Annotated in this window: 19 protein-coding genes, 1 tRNA gene and 1 riboswitch; of the genes, 10 read left to right on the top strand and 10 right to left on the bottom strand. The window is 55.9% G+C overall.

Going from position 1 to position 20,084, the window contains the following annotated elements:
* The first annotated feature begins 15 nt into the window (after positions 1 to 15).
* A complete protein-coding gene (locus ACNT1W_RS23250) occupies positions 16 to 234 on the top strand; it encodes a DNA-binding transcriptional regulator (RefSeq protein ID WP_261137905.1) in 219 nt (72 codons plus the stop codon).
* A 73-nt stretch (positions 235 to 307) separates the two neighbouring features.
* On the opposite strand, the gene ACNT1W_RS23245 is transcribed toward ACNT1W_RS23250, so the two are convergent.
* Together ACNT1W_RS23245 and ACNT1W_RS23240 are read right to left on the bottom strand one after the other, a co-directional pair.
* Positions 308 to 463 carry a zinc ribbon domain-containing protein gene (locus ACNT1W_RS23245; RefSeq protein WP_419246196.1) on the bottom strand — a complete coding sequence of 52 codons (156 nt, stop codon included), beginning with the start codon at positions 461 to 463 and terminating at the stop codon, positions 308 to 310.
* 157 nt (positions 464 to 620) lie between these two features.
* Positions 621 to 697: transfer RNA gene (locus ACNT1W_RS23240), tRNA-Ile, on the bottom strand.
* Positions 698 to 844: 147 nt separating this feature from the next.
* Here ACNT1W_RS23240 and mug point away from each other — a divergent pair.
* A complete protein-coding gene (mug, locus tag ACNT1W_RS23235; protein WP_261277179.1) occupies positions 845 to 1,333 on the top strand; it encodes a G/U mismatch-specific DNA glycosylase in 489 nt (162 codons plus the stop codon).
* Between the two features lie 118 nt (positions 1,334 to 1,451).
* On the opposite strand, the gene ACNT1W_RS23230 is transcribed toward mug, so the two are convergent.
* The 4 genes from ACNT1W_RS23230 to rpsU form a co-directional block, all read right to left on the bottom strand.
* The gene (locus ACNT1W_RS23230) at positions 1,452 to 1,607 is read right to left on the bottom strand and encodes a YegP family protein (protein WP_017894064.1); all 156 of its coding nucleotides are present in this window, start codon (positions 1,605 to 1,607) and stop codon (positions 1,452 to 1,454) included.
* Positions 1,608 to 1,831: 224 nt separating this feature from the next.
* Positions 1,832 to 3,667, bottom strand: coding sequence for an RNA polymerase sigma factor RpoD (gene rpoD / locus ACNT1W_RS23225; RefSeq protein ID WP_017894063.1), 1,836 nt, complete (start codon positions 3,665 to 3,667; stop codon positions 1,832 to 1,834).
* A gap of 158 nt (positions 3,668 to 3,825) precedes the next feature.
* Positions 3,826 to 5,574 (bottom strand): DNA primase, encoded by a 1,749-nt coding sequence (dnaG, locus tag ACNT1W_RS23220; protein ID WP_012146996.1) that lies wholly within the window; start codon positions 5,572 to 5,574, stop codon positions 3,826 to 3,828.
* A 136-nt stretch (positions 5,575 to 5,710) separates the two neighbouring features.
* Positions 5,711 to 5,926, bottom strand: coding sequence for a 30S ribosomal protein S21 (gene rpsU, locus ACNT1W_RS23215; RefSeq protein ID WP_001144069.1), 216 nt, complete (start codon positions 5,924 to 5,926; stop codon positions 5,711 to 5,713).
* A gap of 324 nt (positions 5,927 to 6,250) precedes the next feature.
* On the opposite strand from rpsU, the gene tsaD reads away from it, so the two are divergent.
* Positions 6,251 to 7,264 (top strand): tRNA (adenosine(37)-N6)-threonylcarbamoyltransferase complex transferase subunit TsaD, encoded by a 1,014-nt coding sequence (gene tsaD, locus ACNT1W_RS23210; RefSeq protein WP_419246195.1) that lies wholly within the window; start codon positions 6,251 to 6,253, stop codon positions 7,262 to 7,264.
* Positions 7,265 to 7,298: 34 nt separating this feature from the next.
* Here the strand turns inward: tsaD and plsY are convergent, their stop codons facing one another.
* Positions 7,299 to 7,937, bottom strand: a complete 639-nt coding sequence (plsY, locus tag ACNT1W_RS23205; RefSeq protein WP_419246194.1) for a glycerol-3-phosphate 1-O-acyltransferase PlsY — start codon at positions 7,935 to 7,937, stop codon at positions 7,299 to 7,301.
* Between the two features lie 107 nt (positions 7,938 to 8,044).
* On the opposite strand from plsY, the gene folB reads away from it, so the two are divergent.
* Together folB and bacA are read left to right on the top strand one after the other, a co-directional pair.
* Positions 8,045 to 8,404 (top strand): bifunctional dihydroneopterin aldolase/7,8-dihydroneopterin epimerase, encoded by a 360-nt coding sequence (folB, locus tag ACNT1W_RS23200; RefSeq protein ID WP_006320572.1) that lies wholly within the window; start codon positions 8,045 to 8,047, stop codon positions 8,402 to 8,404.
* A gap of 131 nt (positions 8,405 to 8,535) precedes the next feature.
* A complete protein-coding gene (gene bacA, locus ACNT1W_RS23195) occupies positions 8,536 to 9,360 on the top strand; it encodes an undecaprenyl-diphosphate phosphatase (protein WP_012146993.1) in 825 nt (274 codons plus the stop codon).
* Between the two features lie 39 nt (positions 9,361 to 9,399).
* Here bacA and ACNT1W_RS23190 read toward each other — a convergent pair whose 3' ends face one another.
* Together ACNT1W_RS23190 and ACNT1W_RS23185 are read right to left on the bottom strand one after the other, a co-directional pair.
* Complete coding sequence (locus ACNT1W_RS23190) at positions 9,400 to 10,644, bottom strand: multifunctional CCA addition/repair protein (RefSeq protein ID WP_261099296.1); 1,245 nt, start codon at positions 10,642 to 10,644, stop codon at positions 9,400 to 9,402.
* A 123-nt stretch (positions 10,645 to 10,767) separates the two neighbouring features.
* Positions 10,768 to 11,388 (bottom strand): TIGR04211 family SH3 domain-containing protein, encoded by a 621-nt coding sequence (locus tag ACNT1W_RS23185; RefSeq protein ID WP_012146991.1) that lies wholly within the window; start codon positions 11,386 to 11,388, stop codon positions 10,768 to 10,770.
* A 280-nt stretch (positions 11,389 to 11,668) separates the two neighbouring features.
* On the opposite strand from ACNT1W_RS23185, the gene ACNT1W_RS23180 reads away from it, so the two are divergent.
* The 4 genes from ACNT1W_RS23180 to yjeH all read left to right on the top strand — a co-directional run bounded on the left by ACNT1W_RS23180 (position 11,669) and on the right by yjeH (position 18,662).
* A complete protein-coding gene (locus ACNT1W_RS23180; protein WP_115183685.1) occupies positions 11,669 to 12,976 on the top strand; it encodes an inorganic triphosphatase in 1,308 nt (435 codons plus the stop codon).
* A 45-nt stretch (positions 12,977 to 13,021) separates the two neighbouring features.
* Positions 13,022 to 15,859, top strand: coding sequence for a bifunctional [glutamate--ammonia ligase]-adenylyl-L-tyrosine phosphorylase/[glutamate--ammonia-ligase] adenylyltransferase (gene glnE, locus ACNT1W_RS23175; protein WP_419246193.1), 2,838 nt, complete (start codon positions 13,022 to 13,024; stop codon positions 15,857 to 15,859).
* 93 nt (positions 15,860 to 15,952) lie between these two features.
* On the top strand, positions 15,953 to 17,383 hold the full coding sequence (gene hldE / locus ACNT1W_RS23170; RefSeq protein ID WP_012146988.1) for a bifunctional D-glycero-beta-D-manno-heptose-7-phosphate kinase/D-glycero-beta-D-manno-heptose 1-phosphate adenylyltransferase HldE: 1,431 nt from the start codon (positions 15,953 to 15,955) through the stop codon (positions 17,381 to 17,383).
* A 25-nt stretch (positions 17,384 to 17,408) separates the two neighbouring features.
* Positions 17,409 to 18,662, top strand: coding sequence for an L-methionine/branched-chain amino acid transporter (gene yjeH, locus ACNT1W_RS23165; RefSeq protein ID WP_419246192.1), 1,254 nt, complete (start codon positions 17,409 to 17,411; stop codon positions 18,660 to 18,662).
* Between the two features lie 29 nt (positions 18,663 to 18,691).
* On the opposite strand, the gene ubiK is transcribed toward yjeH, so the two are convergent.
* On the bottom strand, positions 18,692 to 18,970 hold the full coding sequence (ubiK, locus tag ACNT1W_RS23160) for a ubiquinone biosynthesis accessory factor UbiK (protein WP_012146986.1): 279 nt from the start codon (positions 18,968 to 18,970) through the stop codon (positions 18,692 to 18,694).
* A gap of 146 nt (positions 18,971 to 19,116) precedes the next feature.
* Positions 19,117 to 19,278: riboswitch (FMN riboswitch) on the top strand.
* Between the two features lie 110 nt (positions 19,279 to 19,388).
* Between ubiK and ribB the strand changes: the two genes are divergently transcribed.
* Positions 19,389 to 20,042, top strand: coding sequence for a 3,4-dihydroxy-2-butanone-4-phosphate synthase (gene ribB, locus ACNT1W_RS23155; protein ID WP_017894055.1), 654 nt, complete (start codon positions 19,389 to 19,391; stop codon positions 20,040 to 20,042).
* The last annotated feature ends 42 nt before the right edge of the window (positions 20,043 to 20,084 follow it).

Genomic DNA, 20,084 nt, shown 5'->3' with positions numbered 1-20,084 from the left:
GGGGGAAATTTAGATATGATGCATTGCCCACTATGTAGAACTGCAGCGCATGCCCGTACAAGCCGCTATTTAAGCGATAGCACTAAAGAACGCTATCACCAGTGTCAGAACATTAACTGCAGTTGTACTTTTGTGACTATGGAGACGATACAACGTCAAATAGTATCCCCCGGAAAGGTAGAGGAAGCGCCGCCTCATCCTACCCGTGCTAATCAGGGAATGCTCTGGATCTAACACTAAGCCCGCATAATGCGGGTTTTTTTATGCCAGCGACACAGTGACCGTGTTTAGAATAGCTCTGGCGTGGTTAGCTACTAAAAATCAAATACAGAATGGGGACAATAATAGCTAGCCCTATCAATCCGAGTATATTAGCCAAGCTGGTTTTAGCTCCACAGTGCGGGCAAGTCTGGGCTGATGTTGACACATCACTTTTACACTCTTTGCACTTCTTCAAAGCCATTACCAAAAATCCTTTTTGAACCGAAAATCACAATGGTGCCCGTGCTGATTGAGGCAGTTGCCGCGACTGGTGAGGCAATTTTGAGGCATTCGATAGTTGAAAATAAAAAGCCACCTTCAAAGAGGTGGCTTAACTTGCTGTTATACAAGTGAAAATTTGGTGGCCCCTACTGGACTTGAACCAGTGACCAAGCGATTATGAGTCGCGTGCTCTAACCAACTGAGCTAAGGGGCCAAGCGGCGAGATTATACGGTAATCCTCCGGCGCAGGTCTACTGTTAACCATCTGTATGTTGCTTTTATGCGCAGTTCTAGCCTGTTGTAATTGCTGGCGGATTTTGCGATAACCGCTGTAAATCCCTTTAATGGACTCTCGAACCTTATGGAACTCCTGGCACCCAAACTGCGGGTCGTGTTTTGCGGCATCAACCCTGGCCTGTCCTCGGCCCATCAAGGCTACCCCTTTGCTAACGGCAGTAACCGCTTCTGGAAGGTAGTGCATCAGGCCGGTTTTACCGATACTCAGTTAGCGCCTGATCAGTGGCAACAGCTGCGGGATACCGGTTGTGGCATCACCGCGCTGGTGGCGCGGCCCACGGTGGCGGCCAGTGAGGTAACGCGTGACGAGCTGCTCAGCGGCGGTGAGGCGTTAAAGGAAAAAATTCTGCGTTACCAGCCGCGTGCGCTGGCGATTTTGGGCAAGCAGGCGTTCAGCAGTGCCTTTGGGGTGAAAAATGCGGCCTGGGGCCGTCAGGAGATGACGATCGGCAAAACGGAGGTTTGGGTATTGCCTAACCCCAGCGGATTGAACCGTGCCACGCTGGAGCAGCTTACGGAGAGCTACCGCGAGTTGTTCCTGGCTCTGAAATAATTTTTATTGCGGGCATGAGATCGATAATAAGGCTGTGGGGACTGTCAAAGAGCTGCCCCGGCTTTTGCCGCGAGCAGCTTATACTGACTTAATTCAAACCAAACTAATAGAGCAGCGACTACCCTGGATAGCCGTTACGTTTGGCATTGGCAATACAATCGGAACGGTTCTTATAACCCTCCGTAGATGCGCCGACAATCTTACCGTTAGGCGCAGTACGGCGCCAACGCCATTCATTGCGATTGTCTTGATAAAACTCCCATTTATCATTCATCAAAATCATTCCTTTTATTTGATATCTCTCAGTAATGTTCTTAAGACAATTACCTCGTGTTTTAACGGAAACCGTAAAACACTATTAATATGGTGTTTTTTTGACCGCCACTCAAGACCTTTTTTATTGTGTGGTTACTGGTGTTTTGAGGCATAAAAAAACGGCTTCCTGTTAAAGAAGCCGTTTATTGTCGAAGCTTAAAATTCGATCAACCGAACCAAACCTTAGTCGTCCAGGAAGCTACGCAGCACTTCGGAACGGCTTGGGTGACGCAGTTTACGCAGCGCTTTGGCTTCGATCTGACGAATACGCTCACGGGTAACGTCGAACTGTTTGCCCACCTCTTCCAGCGTGTGGTCGGTGTTCATATCGATACCGAAACGCATACGCAGCACTTTCGCTTCACGGGCGGTCAGGCCGGCCAGAACGTCGTGCGTGGCAGAGCGCAGGCTCTCCGAAGTAGCAGAATCCAGCGGCAGCTCGAGGGTGGTATCCTCGATGAAATCGCCCAGATGTGAATCTTCATCATCACCGATCGGCGTTTCCATGGAGATCGGCTCTTTGGCGATCTTCAGCACTTTGCGGATTTTGTCTTCCGGCATCAGCATGCGTTCAGCCAGCTCTTCCGGCGTCGGTTCGCGGCCCATCTCTTGCAGCATCTGGCGCGAAATACGGTTGAGTTTGTTGATGGTCTCAATCATATGCACCGGAATACGGATGGTACGCGCCTGGTCGGCGATAGAGCGGGTGATAGCCTGACGGATCCACCAGGTGGCGTAAGTTGAGAACTTATAACCACGGCGATATTCAAACTTGTCTACCGCTTTCATCAAACCGATGTTGCCTTCCTGGATCAGATCCAGGAACTGCAGACCGCGGTTGGTGTATTTCTTGGCGATAGAAATAACCAGACGCAAGTTGGCTTCAACCATCTCTTTCTTCGCACGGCGGGCTTTTGCTTCACCGATAGACATGCGACGGTTAATGTCCTTCACCTGCTCGATGGTCAGGCCGGTCTCTTCTTCGATCTGACGCAGTTTCTGCAGGCTGCGCTGCACGTCATCCGCGACGTCTTTGAGCTTTTCTGACCATGGCTTGGCCATTGCCAGCGCTGCTGCGAACCAGGTATCACTGGTTTCGTTGCTGGAGAACAGGGTAACGAAGTTTTTCTTCGGCATTTTGCACTGCTCAACGCACAGCTTCATGATGATACGTTCTTGAGTACGAACGCGGTCCATCATGATGCGCATGCTGTTGACCAGGAAGTCGAACTGTTTTGGCACCAGGCGGAACTGCTTGAACACTTCAGACAGCTTCAGAATTTCTTCTGCTGCGCTGGCGTGGCTGCGGCCGTTCTTTTTGATGACTACACGAGTCGCTTCATACTGATCGCGCAGATCGGCGAATTTCTGACGAGCCAGCTCTGGATCGATGCTGTTGTCATCTTCTTCTTCGTCTTCGTCGTCTTCTTCTTCGTCATCTTTCTGCTCTTCGGTCGACAGCTCAGAACCGACGTGCGTTGCGGTAGGAGCGATGTCTTCTTCCGCGTTAGGATCGACGAAGCCGGTGATCAGATCGGACAGGCGAGCTTCGCCCGCTTCGACGCGATCGTACTGCTCCAGCAAATAGGTAATGGCTTCCGGGTACTCGGCAACCGAGCACTGAACCTGGTTGATGCCGTCTTCAATGCGTTTGGCGATGTCGATTTCGCCTTCGCGCGTCAGCAGTTCAACGGTCCCCATTTCACGCATGTACATGCGCACCGGGTCGGTGGTACGGCCAATTTCAGACTCAACGCTGGACAACACTTGAGCAGCCGCTTCCGCCGCATCATCATCGGTGTCGGTGGTGTTCTCGGCCAGCATCAGGTCATCGGCGTCCGGTGCTTCTTCCAGCACCTGGATGCCCATGTCGTTAATCATCTGGATGATGTCTTCGATCTGGTCGGAGTCGACGATATCTTCCGGCAGATGGTCATTGACCTCAGCATAGGTCAGATAGCCTTGCTCCTTACCACGGGTGACAAGTAGCTTTAGCTGTGACTGCGGGTTTTGCTCCATAAGACGGTATCCACACTTCAGAGTATTGGGGTTGGTGTCGGTCGGCGAAACCGCCAACAATAGCATTTGGGGCGTTTTTGTTGTTGCCGCGGCCCACTGTGGCGGCATATTGCAGGGCTCTGCCCTCGCATTTATCGGCACTTAAGCCGTTTAGGTATTCAGTTTTTCTTCGCTAGCACTTGGTTAAGAGAACGGACTTCTTCACGTTCTTCCGGGCTGAGGCCATGTGTTCTGGCCTGGGCGATCAATGTCTCCAGCCGTTGCTCCAGTACCGAGTCATATAGGCTGGCCAAGGTGTCTAAAAAGGTCTGTTCGACCCTTTCCTCAACGATCATATGGTTCCATGTCGCCAGGGTTTCAAGCTGCTGGCTTAATTTGTTGTCGCGATACTGCTCCAACAGCTGGCCGGTAGTCAGGCCTGGCTGAGCTAAACAGGTCTGCACCAACTCGACAAACAGCGGTAAACCGGCCTGTTTGGTCTGCTCCAATCCCTCGAGTGAAGGGATAAGTGTAGCCAACTGCGGATTTTGTACCAGTAACCCTATTAGTATACGCATGGTTGTGCGTTTTAGCTGGGGTGCCTGATAGGTATTCGCATTTTCAGCCTGTTTGGGCATCAGCTTGTCTAGCTGGCTGTCATCGAGCAGGCCAAGCTTGCTGCCGAGCTGTTGACGCAGGTACAAGCGCAACGTTTCGCCCGGCACCTGAGTAATCAGCGGTAGCGCCAGCGTGCTCAGCTTGGCGCGGCCGTCCGGGCTGCTCAGATCAACCTGTGGCATCAGGGTTTCGAACAGGAAAGTGGAAAGCGGCTGCGCCAGCTCCATCCGCTGTTCAAAGGCCTCTTTGCCTTCTTTGCGTACCAATGTGTCCGGGTCTTCGCCATCAGGCAAAAACATAAACCGCAGCTGACGCCCGTCATTGAGATAGGGCAGCGCGGTTTCCAGTGCGCGCCAGGCCGCTTCACGACCGGCCCGGTCACCGTCATAGCAACAGACCACGTTGTCGGTGGCGCGGAACAGCAGCTGAATATGTTCAGCCGTCGTTGAGGTTCCGAGCGAGGCGACGGCATAATCAATGCCGTATTGCGCCAACGCCACCACGTCCATATAGCCTTCCACTACCAGCAAACGCTGCGGGGTAGGGTGGTTCTGCTGCGCTTCATACAGGCCGTACAGTTGACGACCCTTGTGGAATACTTCAGTTTCCGGCGAGTTCAGGTATTTCGGCATGCCGTCACCCAACACGCGTCCGCCAAAGGCGATCACTCGCCCACGCTTGTCGCGAATAGGGAACATTACGCGTTCACGGAAACGATCGTACGAGCGTCCTTGATCGTTAGTCACCAGCATGCCGGCATCGTTCAATGCACTACGGCTGTCGGCGTCGCGACCAAAACGCTTTAAGGCATTATCCCAACCGGCAGGTGCAAAGCCGATGGCAAAATGGCGGATAACATCGTCACTCAACCCGCGCTGTTGCAGATAATTACGCGCCGGCGCACCGGAAGGTTGATGCAGTGACTGTTGATAGAACGAACTGAGCTGTTCCATCAGTTGATACAGGCTTTGGCGCTGATGACGTTCGATTTGGGTCGGTCCGGAACCTGCCTCGTAAGGCACTTCCAGTCCGTGCATGGTTGCCAGCTCTTCGATGGTTTCGACAAACTCAAGTCGGTCGTAATTCATCAGAAAGTCGACGGCGTTACCGTGCGCACCACAACCAAAACAGTGATAAAACTGCTTTTCACCATTAACGGTAAATGAAGGCGTTTTTTCGTGGTGGAACGGACAGCACGCGTGATAGTTCTTGCCCTGCTTCTTGAGCTTTACCCGGGCGTCGATCAGATCGACGATGTCGGTGCGAGCCAGCAAGTCATTGATAAATACACGCGGAATTCGTCCAGCCATAAGCCCTTACTTTACTAGCCTATAAACGAGAACAAGCCGCGCATTCCTTTCGGAAAGCACGGCCTTCGTATGCAACTACTCGGTCTGCGCGATTTTTAAAATCAGAAATTCACGCGGCGGGGTTGCCCCCGAAGAATTAATACAGACGAGTGCGGCGTGCGTTTTCGCGAGCCAGTTTCTTCGCGTGACGTTTCACAGCAGAAGCTTTAGCGCGCTTACGTTCGGTAGTCGGTTTTTCATAGAACTCACGACGACGAACTTCAGCCAAAACGCCCGCTTTTTCGCAAGAGCGTTTGAAACGACGCAGAGCAACGTCAAATGGCTCGTTTTCACGTACTTTAATTACAGGCATGTGCCTCTCACCTCAATAAAATTCGGTTTGCTGCTGGCCAAGCGCCAGCAATTTCAAAATGGTGCGGAATTTTACTTCAACGGATGCTGCTTTGTAAAGCACCACAGCAAATTGAACCTGCGGCCACCCTGGTAAAACATGCGCAATTTTGCATCGGGCGCTGATTATAGACTAATCAGAAAAAAATGCTCGTTTTTAATCAAACGGCATTTATGGCTGGAATCATCAACATAGCCCAGGGGAGCCGACAAGATGCGCCGCACTGGCGGTAAACCGGCCTGTTTGTGCTAAACTGGCGGCCGCACGTGAATGATGGGAAATGTAATGCGAGTACTGGGTATAGAAACCTCCTGCGATGAAACCGGAATTGCAGTGTATGACGATCAGGCCGGTTTATTAGCGAATCAATTGTACAGCCAGGTGAAGCTGCACGCCGACTACGGCGGTGTGGTGCCGGAACTGGCTTCCCGCGATCATGTGCGTAAAACCGTGCCCTTGATTCAGGCGGCATTGAAGGAAGCGAACCTGACCGCGGCCGATATCGACGGCGTTGCCTATACTGCCGGGCCGGGCCTGGTGGGGGCGCTGCTGGTGGGCGCGACCATTGGTCGTGCGCTGGCGTTTGCCTGGGGCGTGCCGGCAGTACCGGTGCATCACATGGAAGGCCACCTGCTGGCACCGATGCTGGAAGACAATCCACCGGCGTTCCCGTTTGTCGCGCTGCTGGTTTCCGGCGGCCATACCCAGTTGATCAGCGTGACCGGCATTGGTCAATACCAACTGCTGGGCGAATCGGTCGACGATGCGGCGGGTGAAGCCTTCGACAAAACGGCCAAGCTGTTGGGGCTGGACTATCCCGGCGGGCCAATGCTGTCGAAAATGGCGCAGCAGGGTACCGCAGGCCGTTTCACCTTCCCACGGCCAATGACCGATCGGCCGGGGCTGGATTTCAGTTTCTCCGGGCTGAAGACCTTTGCCGCCAACACCATTCGTTCCAACGGTAATGACGATCAGACGCGTGCGGACATTGCCCGGGCGTTTGAAGATGCGGTAGTGGATACGTTGGCGATCAAATGCAAACGTGCGCTGGAGCAAACCGGTTTCAAACGGCTGGTTATGGCCGGCGGCGTCAGTGCCAACCGCACGCTACGCACCAAAATGGCGGAAATGCTGCACAAACGCGGCGGTGAGGTGTTCTATGCCCGTCCGGAATTCTGCACGGATAACGGCGCAATGATCGCTTATGCGGGTCTGGTACGGTTGCAGAGCGGTGCCAATCCGGAACTGAGCGTTTCGGTGCGACCGCGTTGGCCGCTGGCTGAATTGTCTGCGGTATAAATAGTCGAAGGCCGGAGAGCTCCGGCCTTTTTGATTACTCTTCTTTTTTTTCTTCCTGCTCTACCGCGTCGTTTTTCTTCTTGCGGAAGACACCCCAGATTTTTCCTTCCTGGCCACGCCACAGGCGCTGAATATTGTCGTGGTGCCGCATCAGGATCAGGCACGACAGCATCGCTACCGGGAAGGTGAACTGCGGTTTGAACCACCAGACGTAGAACGGAGCAATCAGCGCGCTGATAATCGCACCCAGCGAAGAATAGCCGCTGAGCAGCACAGTCAGCAGCCAGGTGCCGGTCATCAGGCCGGTAAGATCCCAGCCGATCGGTGCTATGGCACCAAACGCGGTTGCCACGCCCTTACCGCCGCGGAAGTGGAAGAACACCGGGTAGATATGTCCCAGACAGGCGGCGATCGCCGTTAGGCCCAGATACAGCGGCGGGACATCAAGTTTGTATGCCAGCCAGACCGGCAGCATCCCTTTGAGAATATCGAATACCAGCACCGCCGCCGCAGCTACGCGCCCGCCGATACGCAGGACGTTGGTCGCTCCTGGATTCCCTGAGCCATTTTCACGCGGATCGGGCAGCCTGGCGATCCGGCAAACCAGGATCGCACTGGAAATTGAGCCACACAGATACGCGAAGATAATCATGCCAAGCGCGGTAGCACTCATAACGCGGTTCCGTTTAATAAGGGTCGTTTTACTCGCAACATATATGGATAATACCCATATTCCGCTGGAAGTGGTATCCGGCAAGGCCAAAAACAGAGAATGACGTGATGGATATCGTATTTATAGAAGAGCTTACCGTAATTACTACCATTGGCGTTTATGACTGGGAACAAAACATTCGCCAGAAGCTGGTGTTCGATATCGAAATGGGCTGGGACAATCGCCAGGCGGCCGCCAGTGACGATGTGAATGACTGCCTGAGCTACGCCGATATCAGTGAAGCCATCATCCAGCACGTGGAGCCCAATCGCTTTGCGTTGGTGGAGCGGGTTGCAGAGGAAATATCTGAAATATTACTCCAGCGCTTCAATTCCCCGTGGGTCCGTATTAAGGTCAGCAAACCGGGCGCTGTTGCACATGCCAGCCGGGTTGGGGTGATCATTGAACGTGGCACCCGGCCGGTGTGACGTTCTGTCATACCTGTGCAACTAAAGGTCATTAAATTGGTCTGAACCTGAGAATTGTTTTAGCGGCAATGTATTGAACACTGCCGCTTTTTTATGTTTATAGCCGTAAATTTATAGGGTGATCGAAGCACATGGCGGACATGCATTCACTGTTTATTGCGTTTGTTCTTGGGGTGGTCGAAGGGTTAACTGAATTCTTACCGGTGTCTTCAACCGGGCACATGATTATTGTCGGCGAGTGGCTGGGTTTTACCGGCGATAAGGCCAAAACCTTTGAGGTGATCATCCAGCTGGGGTCGATTCTGGCGGTGGTGGTGATGTTCTGGCGTCGCTTGTTCGGGCTGATCGGCATTCATTTCGGTGGTAAGCCGGTTGAGCATGAAGGCAAAACGACGGGCCATTTGAAACTGGGCCATATTCTGCTGGCGATGATCCCGGCGGTGGTGCTGGGGCTGCTGTTCCATGACGTTATCAAGTCGCTGTTTGCACCGAAAAACGTGATGTATGCGCTGGTGGTGGGTGGTTTCCTGCTGCTGGCAGCGGAATGGTTGAAGCCGAAAAAGCCGAGTGCTGAAGGGCTTGATGACATCACCTACCGCCAGGCGTTTATGATTGGTTGCTTCCAATGTCTGGCACTGTGGCCGGGCTTCTCCCGCTCAGGTTCCACCATTGCCGGTGGCATGCTGGTGGGCGTGAATCGTTACGCGGCTGCGGAGTTCTCATTTATTCTGGCGGTGCCGATGATGATTGGTGCCAGTGGGCTGGACTTGTACAAGAGCCTGCACTTCCTGACGATGGGCGATTTACCGATGTTTGCAGTCGGCTTTGCCACTGCTTTCGTGGTAGCACTGATCGCGATCAAGACCTTCCTGACGCTGATCAAACGCATCTCGTTTGTGCCGTTCGCCATCTACCGTTTTATCGTGGCCGGCGTGGTTTACATGGTCTTCATGTAAGCCGAGCGGCAATAAGAAACCCCGCGCTGCGGGGTTTTTTTATGCCTGATCGAGAGGGATATCCTGAGTTTGTTTCCACTCGGCCAATGCTTGTTGGCGGCGGCGTTTCAGCTCGTCGCGGACAGCCAGCCCTTGCAGGCCGCTGGCCACCACCTCTTTGACCGATACCGCATTCGCCACCTGAAACGCCTGGCGCAGATAGTCGCCCTGCGGATAAGGGTTGTTTTCAAAGCCGGTACGGCCGCGAGCGTCGGCTTCGCTGGTGAGGATCATCTGTTCCAGCCGCTGCGGTTTGCGCCAAACATCGACCGCATCAAACAGTTTCAGCAAGGTCTCAGGGCGCAGCTTGTTTACCGTATGGATCAGATCGTGATATTCGGCGACCAGCTTGGCCAGATCGCGCACCGGATTGGGCACACGCAGCCGCCGGCACAGTGCTTCGACCAACAGAACGCCCGCCGGTCCATGACCGTGGTGATGTGGCCAGAGCTCTTTTGGCGTCTGCCCCTTGCCGAGGTCGTGACAGAGTGCGGAAAAGCGCACGTCCACTTCAGGGCTGAGCTGGGCAGCGATGGCCAGCGTCATCAGGGTATGAATGCCGGTGTCGATCTCCGGGTGCCATTTGGCGGGGGCCGGTACGCCGAACAGCGCGTCGATCTCCGGGAACAGCACGCCCAGCGCCTCGCAGTCACGCAGTACCTGAAAATAGACCTGTGGACTTTGGCTTTGCAGCGCCTTCTCGGTTTCTTTCCATACCCGCTCGGCCGTCAGCGCGGCCAGTTCACCACTGCGTGCCATCTGACGCATCAACTCGGCGGTTTCCGGCGCGATGCTAAAACCCAAATGGGCGAAGCGGGCGGCGAAACGCGCCACGCGCAGTACACGCAACGGATCTTCACCAAAGGCATCGGACACGTGGCGCAGTACTCGCGCTTGCAGGTCGGCCACGCCGTTGAAAGGGTCGATCAGCTCACCGTCGGCGCTGCGGGCAATGGCGTTGATGGTTAAATCACGCCGTTGCAAATCTTCTTCCAGCGTTACGTCCGGCGCGGCGTAGCAGGTAAAACCGGTATAGCCCTGGCCGGATTTTCGCTCGGTGCGCGCCAGCGCATATTCTTCATGTGTCTTGGGGTTGAGAAACACCGGGAAGTCTTTACCGACCTGTTGATAGCCCAGGGCTGTCAGCTCCGAAGGCGCAGCACCAACCACCACCCAGTCGCGGTCGACTACCGGTATCTCAAGCAAGCTGTCGCGGACGGCACCGCCGACCAGGTAAGTCTTCACTGTTAACTCCTGAATTTATCCTAAGGCTCTGTTGACCAGATTACCTCAATTAGCGAGGCACTGCCGAAACCAATAAAAAGGGCGCCCTGCAGGCGCCCAATCTCAAACCGAACGATACTTTAATCAGTTCATCCAGCGGTTGTTGCTTTTACGACGCGGGATCAGGTGTGGTAACAGCAGACCCAACAGCAGGCCTACGCCGGCCACGCCGCCGCCGTACATAAACCACTGCAGGATAATGGTGCGCTGTTTGTCGTCGAGCTGCAGGTTAACCGCGTTAACCTTTTTCTGCGCCACTACCAGCTGGTTTTTCAGATCCTGGTTTTCCTGCTGCAGGCCGCTGATGGTGCTGTCGCTGCCGGCCACTTTCTGCTGCATTTCAGCGGTACGCTGGTTCCAGCTGTTGTCGATATTGGCCAGTTTATCGGTCAGGGTTTTGACCTGCTGCTCCAGCGCGGGCACCTGAGTGCGCAGGCTTGGGGTCTGGCTAAGCTGATCCAACGGGATCCAGGTGTTGCGGCCCTTGGCATCGCGGATCTGGCCATAGTTGGTGCTGTCGTTTACGCTCAACAGGGTCACTTCTTCACCGGCGTTCAAGGTGCCGACAATACGGTACTGATTACCCGGGCCGCTGTGGACGTAAGTATTCAATTCATCGGAGATATAGCGTTTATCTTCGGCATGGGCGCCCCAAGTGATGCTGAAGCTCAGCACGGCAAGGCAAATCAGGCGTAATTTCTGCATTAGTTCATCGTTTCTGTGTGAATTTATGGGAACGATAGTAGAGCGTTCAGTCTGACGACGCAACGCTAAAACCGGAATGAGAACTATCTTACTGTGGCAGATTCTGTGAGTTGCGCAGCGTTTTATAACGTAACAGGTTTTTTCTGCAGTTAGCAGGGTTAAGGCGCCGGGAATCGCGGTAAGATAACGGCAACTGTGCGTCACCGGGCAGAACGTGGCAGGCCAGGCCCGCCGCCGTGAAGGCTGACGCGAATGCGTAACTTATTGGTGTAAAAGACTTATGACCGTTGAAATAGAACTGAAATTTATTGCCACCCCGGATGCGGTTGCCGCCTTGCCGCAGCAACTGGCTGCCTGGCCGAATCAGCATTCCGCACCGCAAAAACTGACCAATATTTATTTCGAAACCGCCGACAATTTCCTGCGTGGTCAGGATATGGGGCTGCGTATCCGCGGGTTCGACGACAGTTATGAAATGACTATCAAAACCGCCGGCAAGGTGGTCGCGGGCTTGCATCAGCGCCCGGAATATAATGTGGCGATTGCCACGCCGGAGCTGGCGCTGGATCGGTTCCCGGCAGATATCTGGCCGCAGGGTTGTGATATCGCGGCGTTGCAGCAGGCGTTACAACCGCTGTTCCGCACCGATTTCGTGCGTGAGAAGTGGGTGGTCACTTACGGTAAGAGCGAGATTGAGGTTGGTCTTGACCAGGGTGAAGTGAAAGCCGGTGAGCTCAGCGAAGCGCTGTGCGAAATCGAGCTGGAATTGAAAGAAGGCAATACCGCCGATTTGCTGGCGCTGGCCAACGCACTGGCAGAGCACGGCGGCCTGCGTCAGGGCAGCCTGAGCAAGGCGGCGCGGGGTTATCATCTGGCGCAGGGCAATGTCCCGCGTGAGCGTCATCCGTTGGCGGTATTGAAACCGGCGGCCAAATCCAGCGTTGAGCAGGGGATGATCGCCAGTTTCGAACTGGGGTTGAGCCATTGGCAATATCACGAAGAACTGTGGTTGCGTGGCGATACTCAGGCCCGTCGCTCCGTGATGGAGGCGATTGCGCTGATCCGCCAGGCACTGGTGATTTTCGGCGGCCTGGTCCCCCGCAAGGCCAGCGCCGATCTGCGCGCCCGGCTGACTGCACTGGAGCCGCTGCTGATTGATAAAACCACTCAGCCACAGGAGTTGTGCTATAGCGCGGAATATCTGCAATGTAAGTTGGCGCTCACATCGTGGTTGGTGACCGCTGCCTGGAAACCTTTTATCGATGCCAAGGCGCAGGCCAAGCTTGATGGTTCCTTCAAACGTTTCAGCGACATTATGCTGGGGCGCAGCGCCGCCGAGTTGAAAGAAGCCTTCACCCGCACGCTGAACGATGACGAATACGAGGAACAGCTGCCGCGTCTGACTCGTCAGGTCTCGGCATTTATCCTGCTGTCTGGGGCTTACCCTGACGACGAAACCGGCCCCTACATTGACGGCTGGCGCGAGCTGCAACTGGCGGTGGCCGAACGGCGCCAGGGCTGGTACGAAGGCAGCCGCAAGCAGGCCTTATCGCATGCGCCATTCTGGTTAAACGGCGCGCTCCGCTAACTAAGCTGGCCTGCCAGGCGCAGGCCTTCGATTGGATCATTCACTATGTTGCCACTTTCAGCAGCGTTACAGACTCAGGCACAGAACATCGTGCAGCGTTTTCAGGAAACTCAGGGCGCGGACTGCGCGCTCAGCAGCCAGGAACTGTGGGTTTTGGCGTCGAGCGACTTTGTCTGCGACATGCTGCAGAGCCAGCCGGAATGGCTGGCGACGCTGCGCAAGCAACCGCCGGTGGCGGACGAGTGGCAACATTATGCCGCCTGGCTGCAGGATGATTTGGAAGAGGTGCGTGACGAAGCGCAACTGATGCGTGCACTGCGCCTGTTTCGCCGCGAGACGCTGGTCAGGATCGCCTGGGCGCAGGCGCTGGGCCAATGCAGCACGCAAGAAACGCTGTTGCAGCTGAGTGGGCTGGCGGAAACGCTGATTGTCAGCGCCCGCGACTGGCTGTACCAAACCTGCTGCCGTGAGTGGGGCACTCCATGCAATGCTCAGGGCGTGCCGCAGCCGTTGCTGATCCTCGGTATGGGGAAATTGGGCGGCGGTGAGCTGAACTTCTCGTCCGATATCGATCTGATCTTTGCCTACCCGGAAAACGGCCAGACCCAGGGCGGGCGGCGTGAGCTGGATAACGCCCAGTTCTTCACCCGTCTGGGGCAGCGGCTGATCAAGGCGCTGGATCAGCAAACCATTGACGGTTTCGTCTATCGCGTGGATATGCGGCTGCGGCCGTTCGGCGACAGTGGCCCACTGGTGATGAGCTTCGCCGCGCTGGAGGATTATTATCAGGAGCAGGGCCGTGACTGGGAACGTTATGCGATGGTCAAGGCGCGGCTGATGGGCGGTTCGGAAGACGCCTACAGCGAAGAGCTGCGCAAAACCCTGCGGCCGTTTGTCTTTCGTCGCTATATCGATTTCAGCGTGATCCAGTCGCTGCGTAATATGAAAGGCATGATCGCCCGTGAAGTCCGGCGGCGCGGGCTAAAAGACAATATCAAACTGGGTGCCGGTGGCATCCGCGAAATTGAATTTATCACCCAGGTATTCCAACTGATCCGCGGTGGCCGCGAGCCGGCGTTGCAAGGGCGCTCGTTGCTGCCGACGCTACAGGCGGTGGGGGAACTGGGGCTGCTGGAGCCGCAACAGGTACAGGCGATGAGTGCCAGTTACCTGTTCCTGCGCCGGCTGGAAAACCTGCTGCAGGCGATTGCCGATCAACAAACGCAAACGCTGCCGCAAGATGAACTCGACCAGGCGCGGCTGGCCTGGGGTATGGGGTTCGACGACTGGTCGGCCCTGCTGCTGGCGCTGGATCACCATATGCAGGCGGTCAGGGCGGTATTTAACGACCTGATTGGCGATGATAGCCCCGACGTTGGCGAAGATCCCGATTATCAGCACTATCACAGTCTGTGGCAGGACGCGCTGGAAGAGAACGAACTGGCCCCGTTGACGCCACATCTGGATGAAGAGGCGCGCAGACAAATGCTGCGCACCATCGCTGAATTTCGGCATGACGTCGACAAACGCACCATCGGCCCACGCGGTCGTGACGTGCTCGATCAACTGATGCCGCGCCTGCTGGCGGAAGTCTGCCCGCGTCAGGACGCGCCGACTGCACTGCTCAGGCTGACCCAGCTGTTACTGAGCATCGTGACCCGTACCACCTACCTTGAGCTGCTGGTGGAATACCATGCGGCCCTTAGCCATTTGATTCGCCTGTGTGCCGCTTCGCCGATGGTGGCCAACCAGCTGTCGCGTTATCCGCTGCTGCTCGATGAGCTGTTGGAGCCGGCGACGTTGTATCAGCCGGTGGCCCCGGATGCCTACCGCAGCGAGCTGCGCCAGTACCTGCTGCGGGTGCCGGAGGACGACGAAGAGCAAAGGCTGGAAGCGCTGCGCCAGTTCAAACAGGCGCAGCAGCTGCGTATTGCCGCCGGGGATATCTCTGGTGCGCTGCCGGTGATGAAAGTGAGCGATCACCTCACCTATCTGGCGGAGGCGATTATCGACACCGTGGTGCAGCAGGCGTGGAACGATATGGTCGCACGCTATGGCCAGCCAACCCATTTGCAGGAGCGTGAAGGGCGCGGTTTTGCGGTGATTGGCTACGGTAAGCTGGGCGGTTGGGAACTGGGTTACAGTTCCGATCTTGACCTGGTGTTTATCCTCGATTGTCCGCCGGAGGTGATGACCGACGGCGATCGCAGCATCGACGGCCGTCAGTTTTATCTGCGTCTGGCACAGCGGGTGATGCACCTGTTCAGCACCCGTACCTCGTCCGGTATTTTGTATGAAGTGGACGCCCGCCTGCGGCCGTCGGGGGCGGCCGGCATGTTGGTCAGCACCGTCGAAGCCTTTGCCGATTATCAGCAGAGCGAAGCCTGGACCTGGGAACATCAGGCGCTGGTACGGGCACGCATCGTGCATGGCGATCCGCTGTTGCATCAGCAGTTTGATGTTATCCGCCGGGAGATCCTGTGCAAACCGCGTGACCTGGAAACGCTGAAACGCGAGGTGCGTGAGATGCGCGAGAAAATGCGCAATCACCTTGGCAACAAGCAGCGTGAACTGTTTGATATCAAAGCCGACGAGGGTGGGATCACCGATATCGAATTTATTGCCCAGCATCTGGTCTTAGGCTATGCGGCCGCCGAACCGCGCCTGACGCGCTGGTCTGATAACGTGCGCATTTTCGAACTTATGGCCAATTACGACATCATGCCGGAAGAGGAAGCGCGCGCGCTGACCCAGGCTTACGTCAGCATGCGCGATGAGATCCATCATCTGGCGTTGCAGGAGCATTCCGGCAAGGTCGGTAACGGGCAATTCGCCGCCGAACGTGAACAAGTCCGCGCCAGTTGGGCGAAGTGGTTGGGCTGAGCAGGCCGGTTGCGCAATACGTTTTGCAGCTATTACAGACGTCTGTGGTAATATCTGCGCCACTAAAATTTTGTACTTTTTTGGAGTTATCGGATGAAAGTTACACTGCCTGATTTTCGCCGCGCCGGGGTATTGGTGGTGGGTGACGTCATGTTGGATCGCTATTGGTATGGGCCGACCAGCCGCATTTCACCGGAAGCGCCGGTGCCGGTGGTCAAGGTTGAAACCATTGAAGAGCGTCCCGGCGGTGCGGCTAACGTAGCGATGAACATTGCTTCGCTGGGCGCCAATTCACGCCTGGTGGGCCTGACCGGTATTGATGATGCCGCGCGGGCGCTGAGCGCCAAGCTGAATGAAGTCAACGTGCGCTGTGATTTTGTCTCGGTGCCGACGCACCCGACCATCACCAAGCTGCGCGTGCTGTCGCGTAACCAGCAATTGATCCGCCTCGATTTCGAAGAAGGTTTCTCCAACGTCGATCCGCAGCCGCTGTTGGAACGTATTCAGCAGGCATTGCCGCAGATTGGCGCACTGGTGCTGTCTGACTACGCCAAAGGCGCGCTGAGCCAGGTGCAAAGCATGATCCAACTGGCGCGTGCCGCCAAGGTGCCGGTGCTGATCGATCCAAAAGGTTCTGATTTTGAGCGTTATCGCGGTGCAACGTTGCTGACGCCAAACCTGTCCGAATTCGAAGCGGTGGTCGGTCACTGCAAAGACGAAGCCGAACTGGTTGAGCGCGGCATGAAGCTGGTGGCGGACTTTGAGCTTTCTGCACTGCTGGTCACCCGTTCCGAGCACGGCATGACGCTGCTGCAGCCGGGCATCGCGCCGCTGCATTTGCCCACTTTGGCGCAGGAAGTGTTTGACGTTACCGGTGCCGGCGATACCGTTATCGGCGTGTTGGCCGCGGCACTGGCTGCCGGCAACACGTTGGAAGAGTCCTGTTTCCTGGCCAATGCCGCCGCCGGCGTGGTGGTAGGCAAACTGGGGACCTCGACTGTTTCACCAATCGAGCTGGAAAACGCGGTACGCGGCCGGGCCGAAACCGGCTTTGGCGTAATGACCGAGGCGCAATTGAAAACCGCCGTGGCGCAAGCCCGTCAGCGCGGTGAGAAAGTGGTGATGACCAACGGCATCTTCGACATTTTGCATGCCGGTCACGTCTCTTATCTGGCCAATGCCCGCAAGCTGGGCGATCGCCTGATTGTGGCGGTGAACAGCGATGCTTCCACTAAACGTCTGAAAGGCGAAACCCGTCCGGTCAACGCGCTGGAAAACCGCATGATTGTACTGGGTGCGCTGGAAGCGGTGGATTGGGTGGTGCCGTTCGAAGAAGACACGCCACAACGCCTGATCGCCGATATCCTGCCGGATCTGCTGGTGAAAGGGGGCGATTACAAGCCTGAAGATATCGCCGGTAGTACCGAGGTATGGGCCAATGGCGGCGACGTAAAAGTGCTGAACTTTGAAGACGGCCTGTCGACCACCAACATCATCAAGGCAATCAAAGACGGGCGTGGCTAACGTTCGCTGAAAACGGCGGTGGGCAGTGAGTGGACTGAAGCAAGAGCTGAGTTTGGCGCAGGGCGTTGGGCTATTGTCCACTTCACTGCTGGGTACCGGCGTATTTGCCGTTCCGGCTTTGGCAGCACAGGTGGCACAGGGCGATAGTCTGTGGGCCTGGCCGCTGCTGATTATCCTGGTTTTCCCGATCGCCATTGCCTTTGCGGCTTTGGGCCGCCATTTCCCCAGTGCGGCTGGTGCCGCGCACTTTGTCGGGCTGGCCTTTGGTCCGCGCATGGCGAAAGTCACCGGCTGGCTGTTTTTGTCGGTTATTCCGGTTGGCCTGCCGGCGGCGCTGCAGATTGCCGCCGGTTTTTGGCAGGCCACTTTCGGCTGGAGCGCCAATGGCCTGCTGCTGGTGCAAATTGCCACGCTGGTGATGATTTGGTTTTTAGGCACGCGCAGCGCGGGTTCCAGTGCCAATATTCAAACGCTAATCGCCGTTCTGGTGGTAGCGCTGGTGGCCGCTATCTGGTGGCGTGGCGACATTTCACTGTCCCAAATTCCCTGGCCGGCAATCAACGAAATCTCCTCGCCCAATCTGTTCCATGCGCTGGCAGTGATGTTCTGGTGCTTTGTGGGGTTGGAGGCATTTGCCCATCTGGCGACCGAGTTCCGTAACCCTGAACGCGATTTTCCGCGTGCACTTCTGTTTGGCATGTTGGTCGCCGGGGCGGTGTACTGGGGCTGTACCGTGGCGGTGCTGCATTTCCACGCCTACGGTGAGCATCAGGCGGCGGCTGCGTCATTGCCGGGTATCGTGGTGCAACTGTTTGGACAGCATGCGCTGTGGGTGGCCTGTATCATTGGCTATCTGGCCTGCTTTGCCGGCGTCAATATCTATACCCAAAGCTTCGCCCGGCTGGTGTGGTCACAGGCGCAGGATCGTCCGTCCAGCGCACTGGCCAGGCTGTCTGCCGGACAGGCACCGGTCAATGCATTAAGCGCGGTGGTGGGCAGCTGTTTGCTGTTCACCTTGCTGATTTATACGCTGAAGCTGCCGCTGGATACGCTGCTGGTTTATGCCAATGGCATCTTTGTGCTGATCTATTTGCTGTGTATGCTGGCGGGCTGCCGAATTTTACACGGGCGTTCGCGGCTAATGGCGGCGACAGGATTAGGGCTGTGTGTGCTGTTGATGGTGATTATCGGCTGGAAAAGCCTGTATGCGCTGGGAATGTTCGCGCTGATTTGGCTGGTGTTGCGGCTTAAGGCTCAGGCGGCGCTCAAACCGCAATAAGGGCGCAGTATCGCGCCCTTAACGGTAACTTATTCGGCGTCTGGCTGTTGCGCAGCAGGCGTGGCGTTCAGCTTGCTTTCCAGCTCGCTCATACGCTGTTCCAGCAACGCCAGTTTTTCACGGGTGCGCAGCAATACCTGGGTCTGCACGTCGAACTCTTCGCGGTTGACCAAATCCAGACGGGTGAGCTGTGACTGCAACACCTGACGGATTTTCTTCTCAACGTCTTCCCCGAATTCGCGCACGCCTTTAGGCATGGACTCATGCACCTGACGTGCGATCTGTTCAATTTTTTTCGGGTCAATCATGGCGTATCCCTTTCAGAGTTTAATAGCTGTCGCCTAGTGTAATGCGAGTTGCCCGCCGGATAAACTATTTAACCGCATTCCCTGCGGCTGGCCGAATTGTGCTTTTGCCAATTGCCCTGATTAATCATTAGCGTTATAGTCGAGAGGCTTATTCTCAGGGCGGGGTGCAAGTCCCCACCGGCGGTAAATCACCTTCTACGGTGAAAGCCCGCGAGCGCTCAGCCAGTCTCTTGCAGTTTGGTTAGAGGTCAGCAGATCCGGTGTAATTCCGGGGCCGACGGTTATAGTCCGGATGGGAGAGAGTAACGGTATCTGCCGGGTTTGCGCCCGCTTGCGTTATTTTTTTAGCTATTGCTAGCTACTCCTCAAGATCGCCCTGGTTCTGGTAATCCATAATTTTCTAATGAGGTTTTTTACCATGAATCAGACCCTACTTTCAGATTTCGGCACGCCGGTAGAACGCGTAGAACGCGCTCTTGAAGCATTGCGCAATGGGCGCGGTGTGATGGTGCTCGATGATGAAAATCGTGAAAACGAAGGTGATATGATCTTCGCCGCAGAAACCATGACCGTTGAGCAGATGGCGCTGACCATTCGCCACGGTAGCGGTATTGTGTGCCTGTGTCTCACCGAAGAACGCCGTCAGCAGCTTGAACTGCCGATGATGGTGACCAACAACTCCAGCCAGTTCCAGACCGCCTTCACCGTGACTATCGAAGCGGCGCAGGGTGTGACGACCGGTGTTTCCGCGTCCGATCGCCTGACCACCATTCGCGCGGCGGTAGCCGATAACGCCAAGCCGAGCGATCTGAATCGTCCTGGCCACGTGTTCCCACTGCGTGCGCAGCCGGGTGGCGTCCTGAGCCGTCGTGGCCATACCGAAGCGACTATCGATTTGGTATCAATGGCCGGTTTCAAACCTGCCGGCGTGCTGTGTGAACTGACCAACGATGACGGCAGCATGGCGCATGCGCCAGAAGTTATCCTGTTCGCCAAACAGCATGATATGACCGTGCTGACCATCGAAGATCTGGTGGCCTACCGCCAGTCACACGAGCAGAAAGCCAGCTGATATCGGACTGATTTTCTGAATATAAAAAAGCCGCGAATGCGG

This window comes from Serratia sp. NFX21 (genome assembly GCF_048517035.1).
GTDB lineage: Bacteria > Pseudomonadota > Gammaproteobacteria > Enterobacterales > Enterobacteriaceae > Serratia > Serratia quinivorans.
This window is presented reverse-complemented; position numbering and strand designations above follow the sequence as displayed.

Coding starts and splice junctions, on each gene's coding strand:
- rpoD (WP_017894063.1), bottom strand. CDS start 3,667: ATGGAGCAAAACCCGCAGTCACAGCTAAAGCTACTTGTCACCCGTGGT.
- folB (WP_006320572.1), top strand. CDS start 8,045: ATGGATATCGTATTTATAGAAGAGCTTACCGTAATTACTACCATTGGC.
- ACNT1W_RS23185 (WP_012146991.1), bottom strand. CDS start 11,388: ATGCAGAAATTACGCCTGATTTGCCTTGCCGTGCTGAGCTTCAGCATC.
- ubiK (WP_012146986.1), bottom strand. CDS start 18,970: ATGATTGACCCGAAAAAAATTGAACAGATCGCACGTCAGGTGCATGAG.
- dnaG (WP_012146996.1), bottom strand. CDS start 5,574: ATGGCTGGACGAATTCCGCGTGTATTTATCAATGACTTGCTGGCTCGC.
- plsY (WP_419246194.1), bottom strand. CDS start 7,937: ATGAGTGCTACCGCGCTTGGCATGATTATCTTCGCGTATCTGTGTGGC.
- ACNT1W_RS23250 (WP_261137905.1), top strand. CDS start 16: ATGATGCATTGCCCACTATGTAGAACTGCAGCGCATGCCCGTACAAGC.
- glnE (WP_419246193.1), top strand. CDS start 13,022: ATGTTGCCACTTTCAGCAGCGTTACAGACTCAGGCACAGAACATCGTG.
- ACNT1W_RS23230 (WP_017894064.1), bottom strand. CDS start 1,607: ATGAATGATAAATGGGAGTTTTATCAAGACAATCGCAATGAATGGCGT.
- ACNT1W_RS23180 (WP_115183685.1), top strand. CDS start 11,669: ATGACCGTTGAAATAGAACTGAAATTTATTGCCACCCCGGATGCGGTT.
- tsaD (WP_419246195.1), top strand. CDS start 6,251: ATGCGAGTACTGGGTATAGAAACCTCCTGCGATGAAACCGGAATTGCA.
- ACNT1W_RS23245 (WP_419246196.1), bottom strand. CDS start 463: ATGGCTTTGAAGAAGTGCAAAGAGTGTAAAAGTGATGTGTCAACATCA.
- bacA (WP_012146993.1), top strand. CDS start 8,536: ATGGCGGACATGCATTCACTGTTTATTGCGTTTGTTCTTGGGGTGGTC.
- ribB (WP_017894055.1), top strand. CDS start 19,389: ATGAATCAGACCCTACTTTCAGATTTCGGCACGCCGGTAGAACGCGTA.
- hldE (WP_012146988.1), top strand. CDS start 15,953: ATGAAAGTTACACTGCCTGATTTTCGCCGCGCCGGGGTATTGGTGGTG.
- rpsU (WP_001144069.1), bottom strand. CDS start 5,926: ATGCCTGTAATTAAAGTACGTGAAAACGAGCCATTTGACGTTGCTCTG.
- mug (WP_261277179.1), top strand. CDS start 845: ATGGAACTCCTGGCACCCAAACTGCGGGTCGTGTTTTGCGGCATCAAC.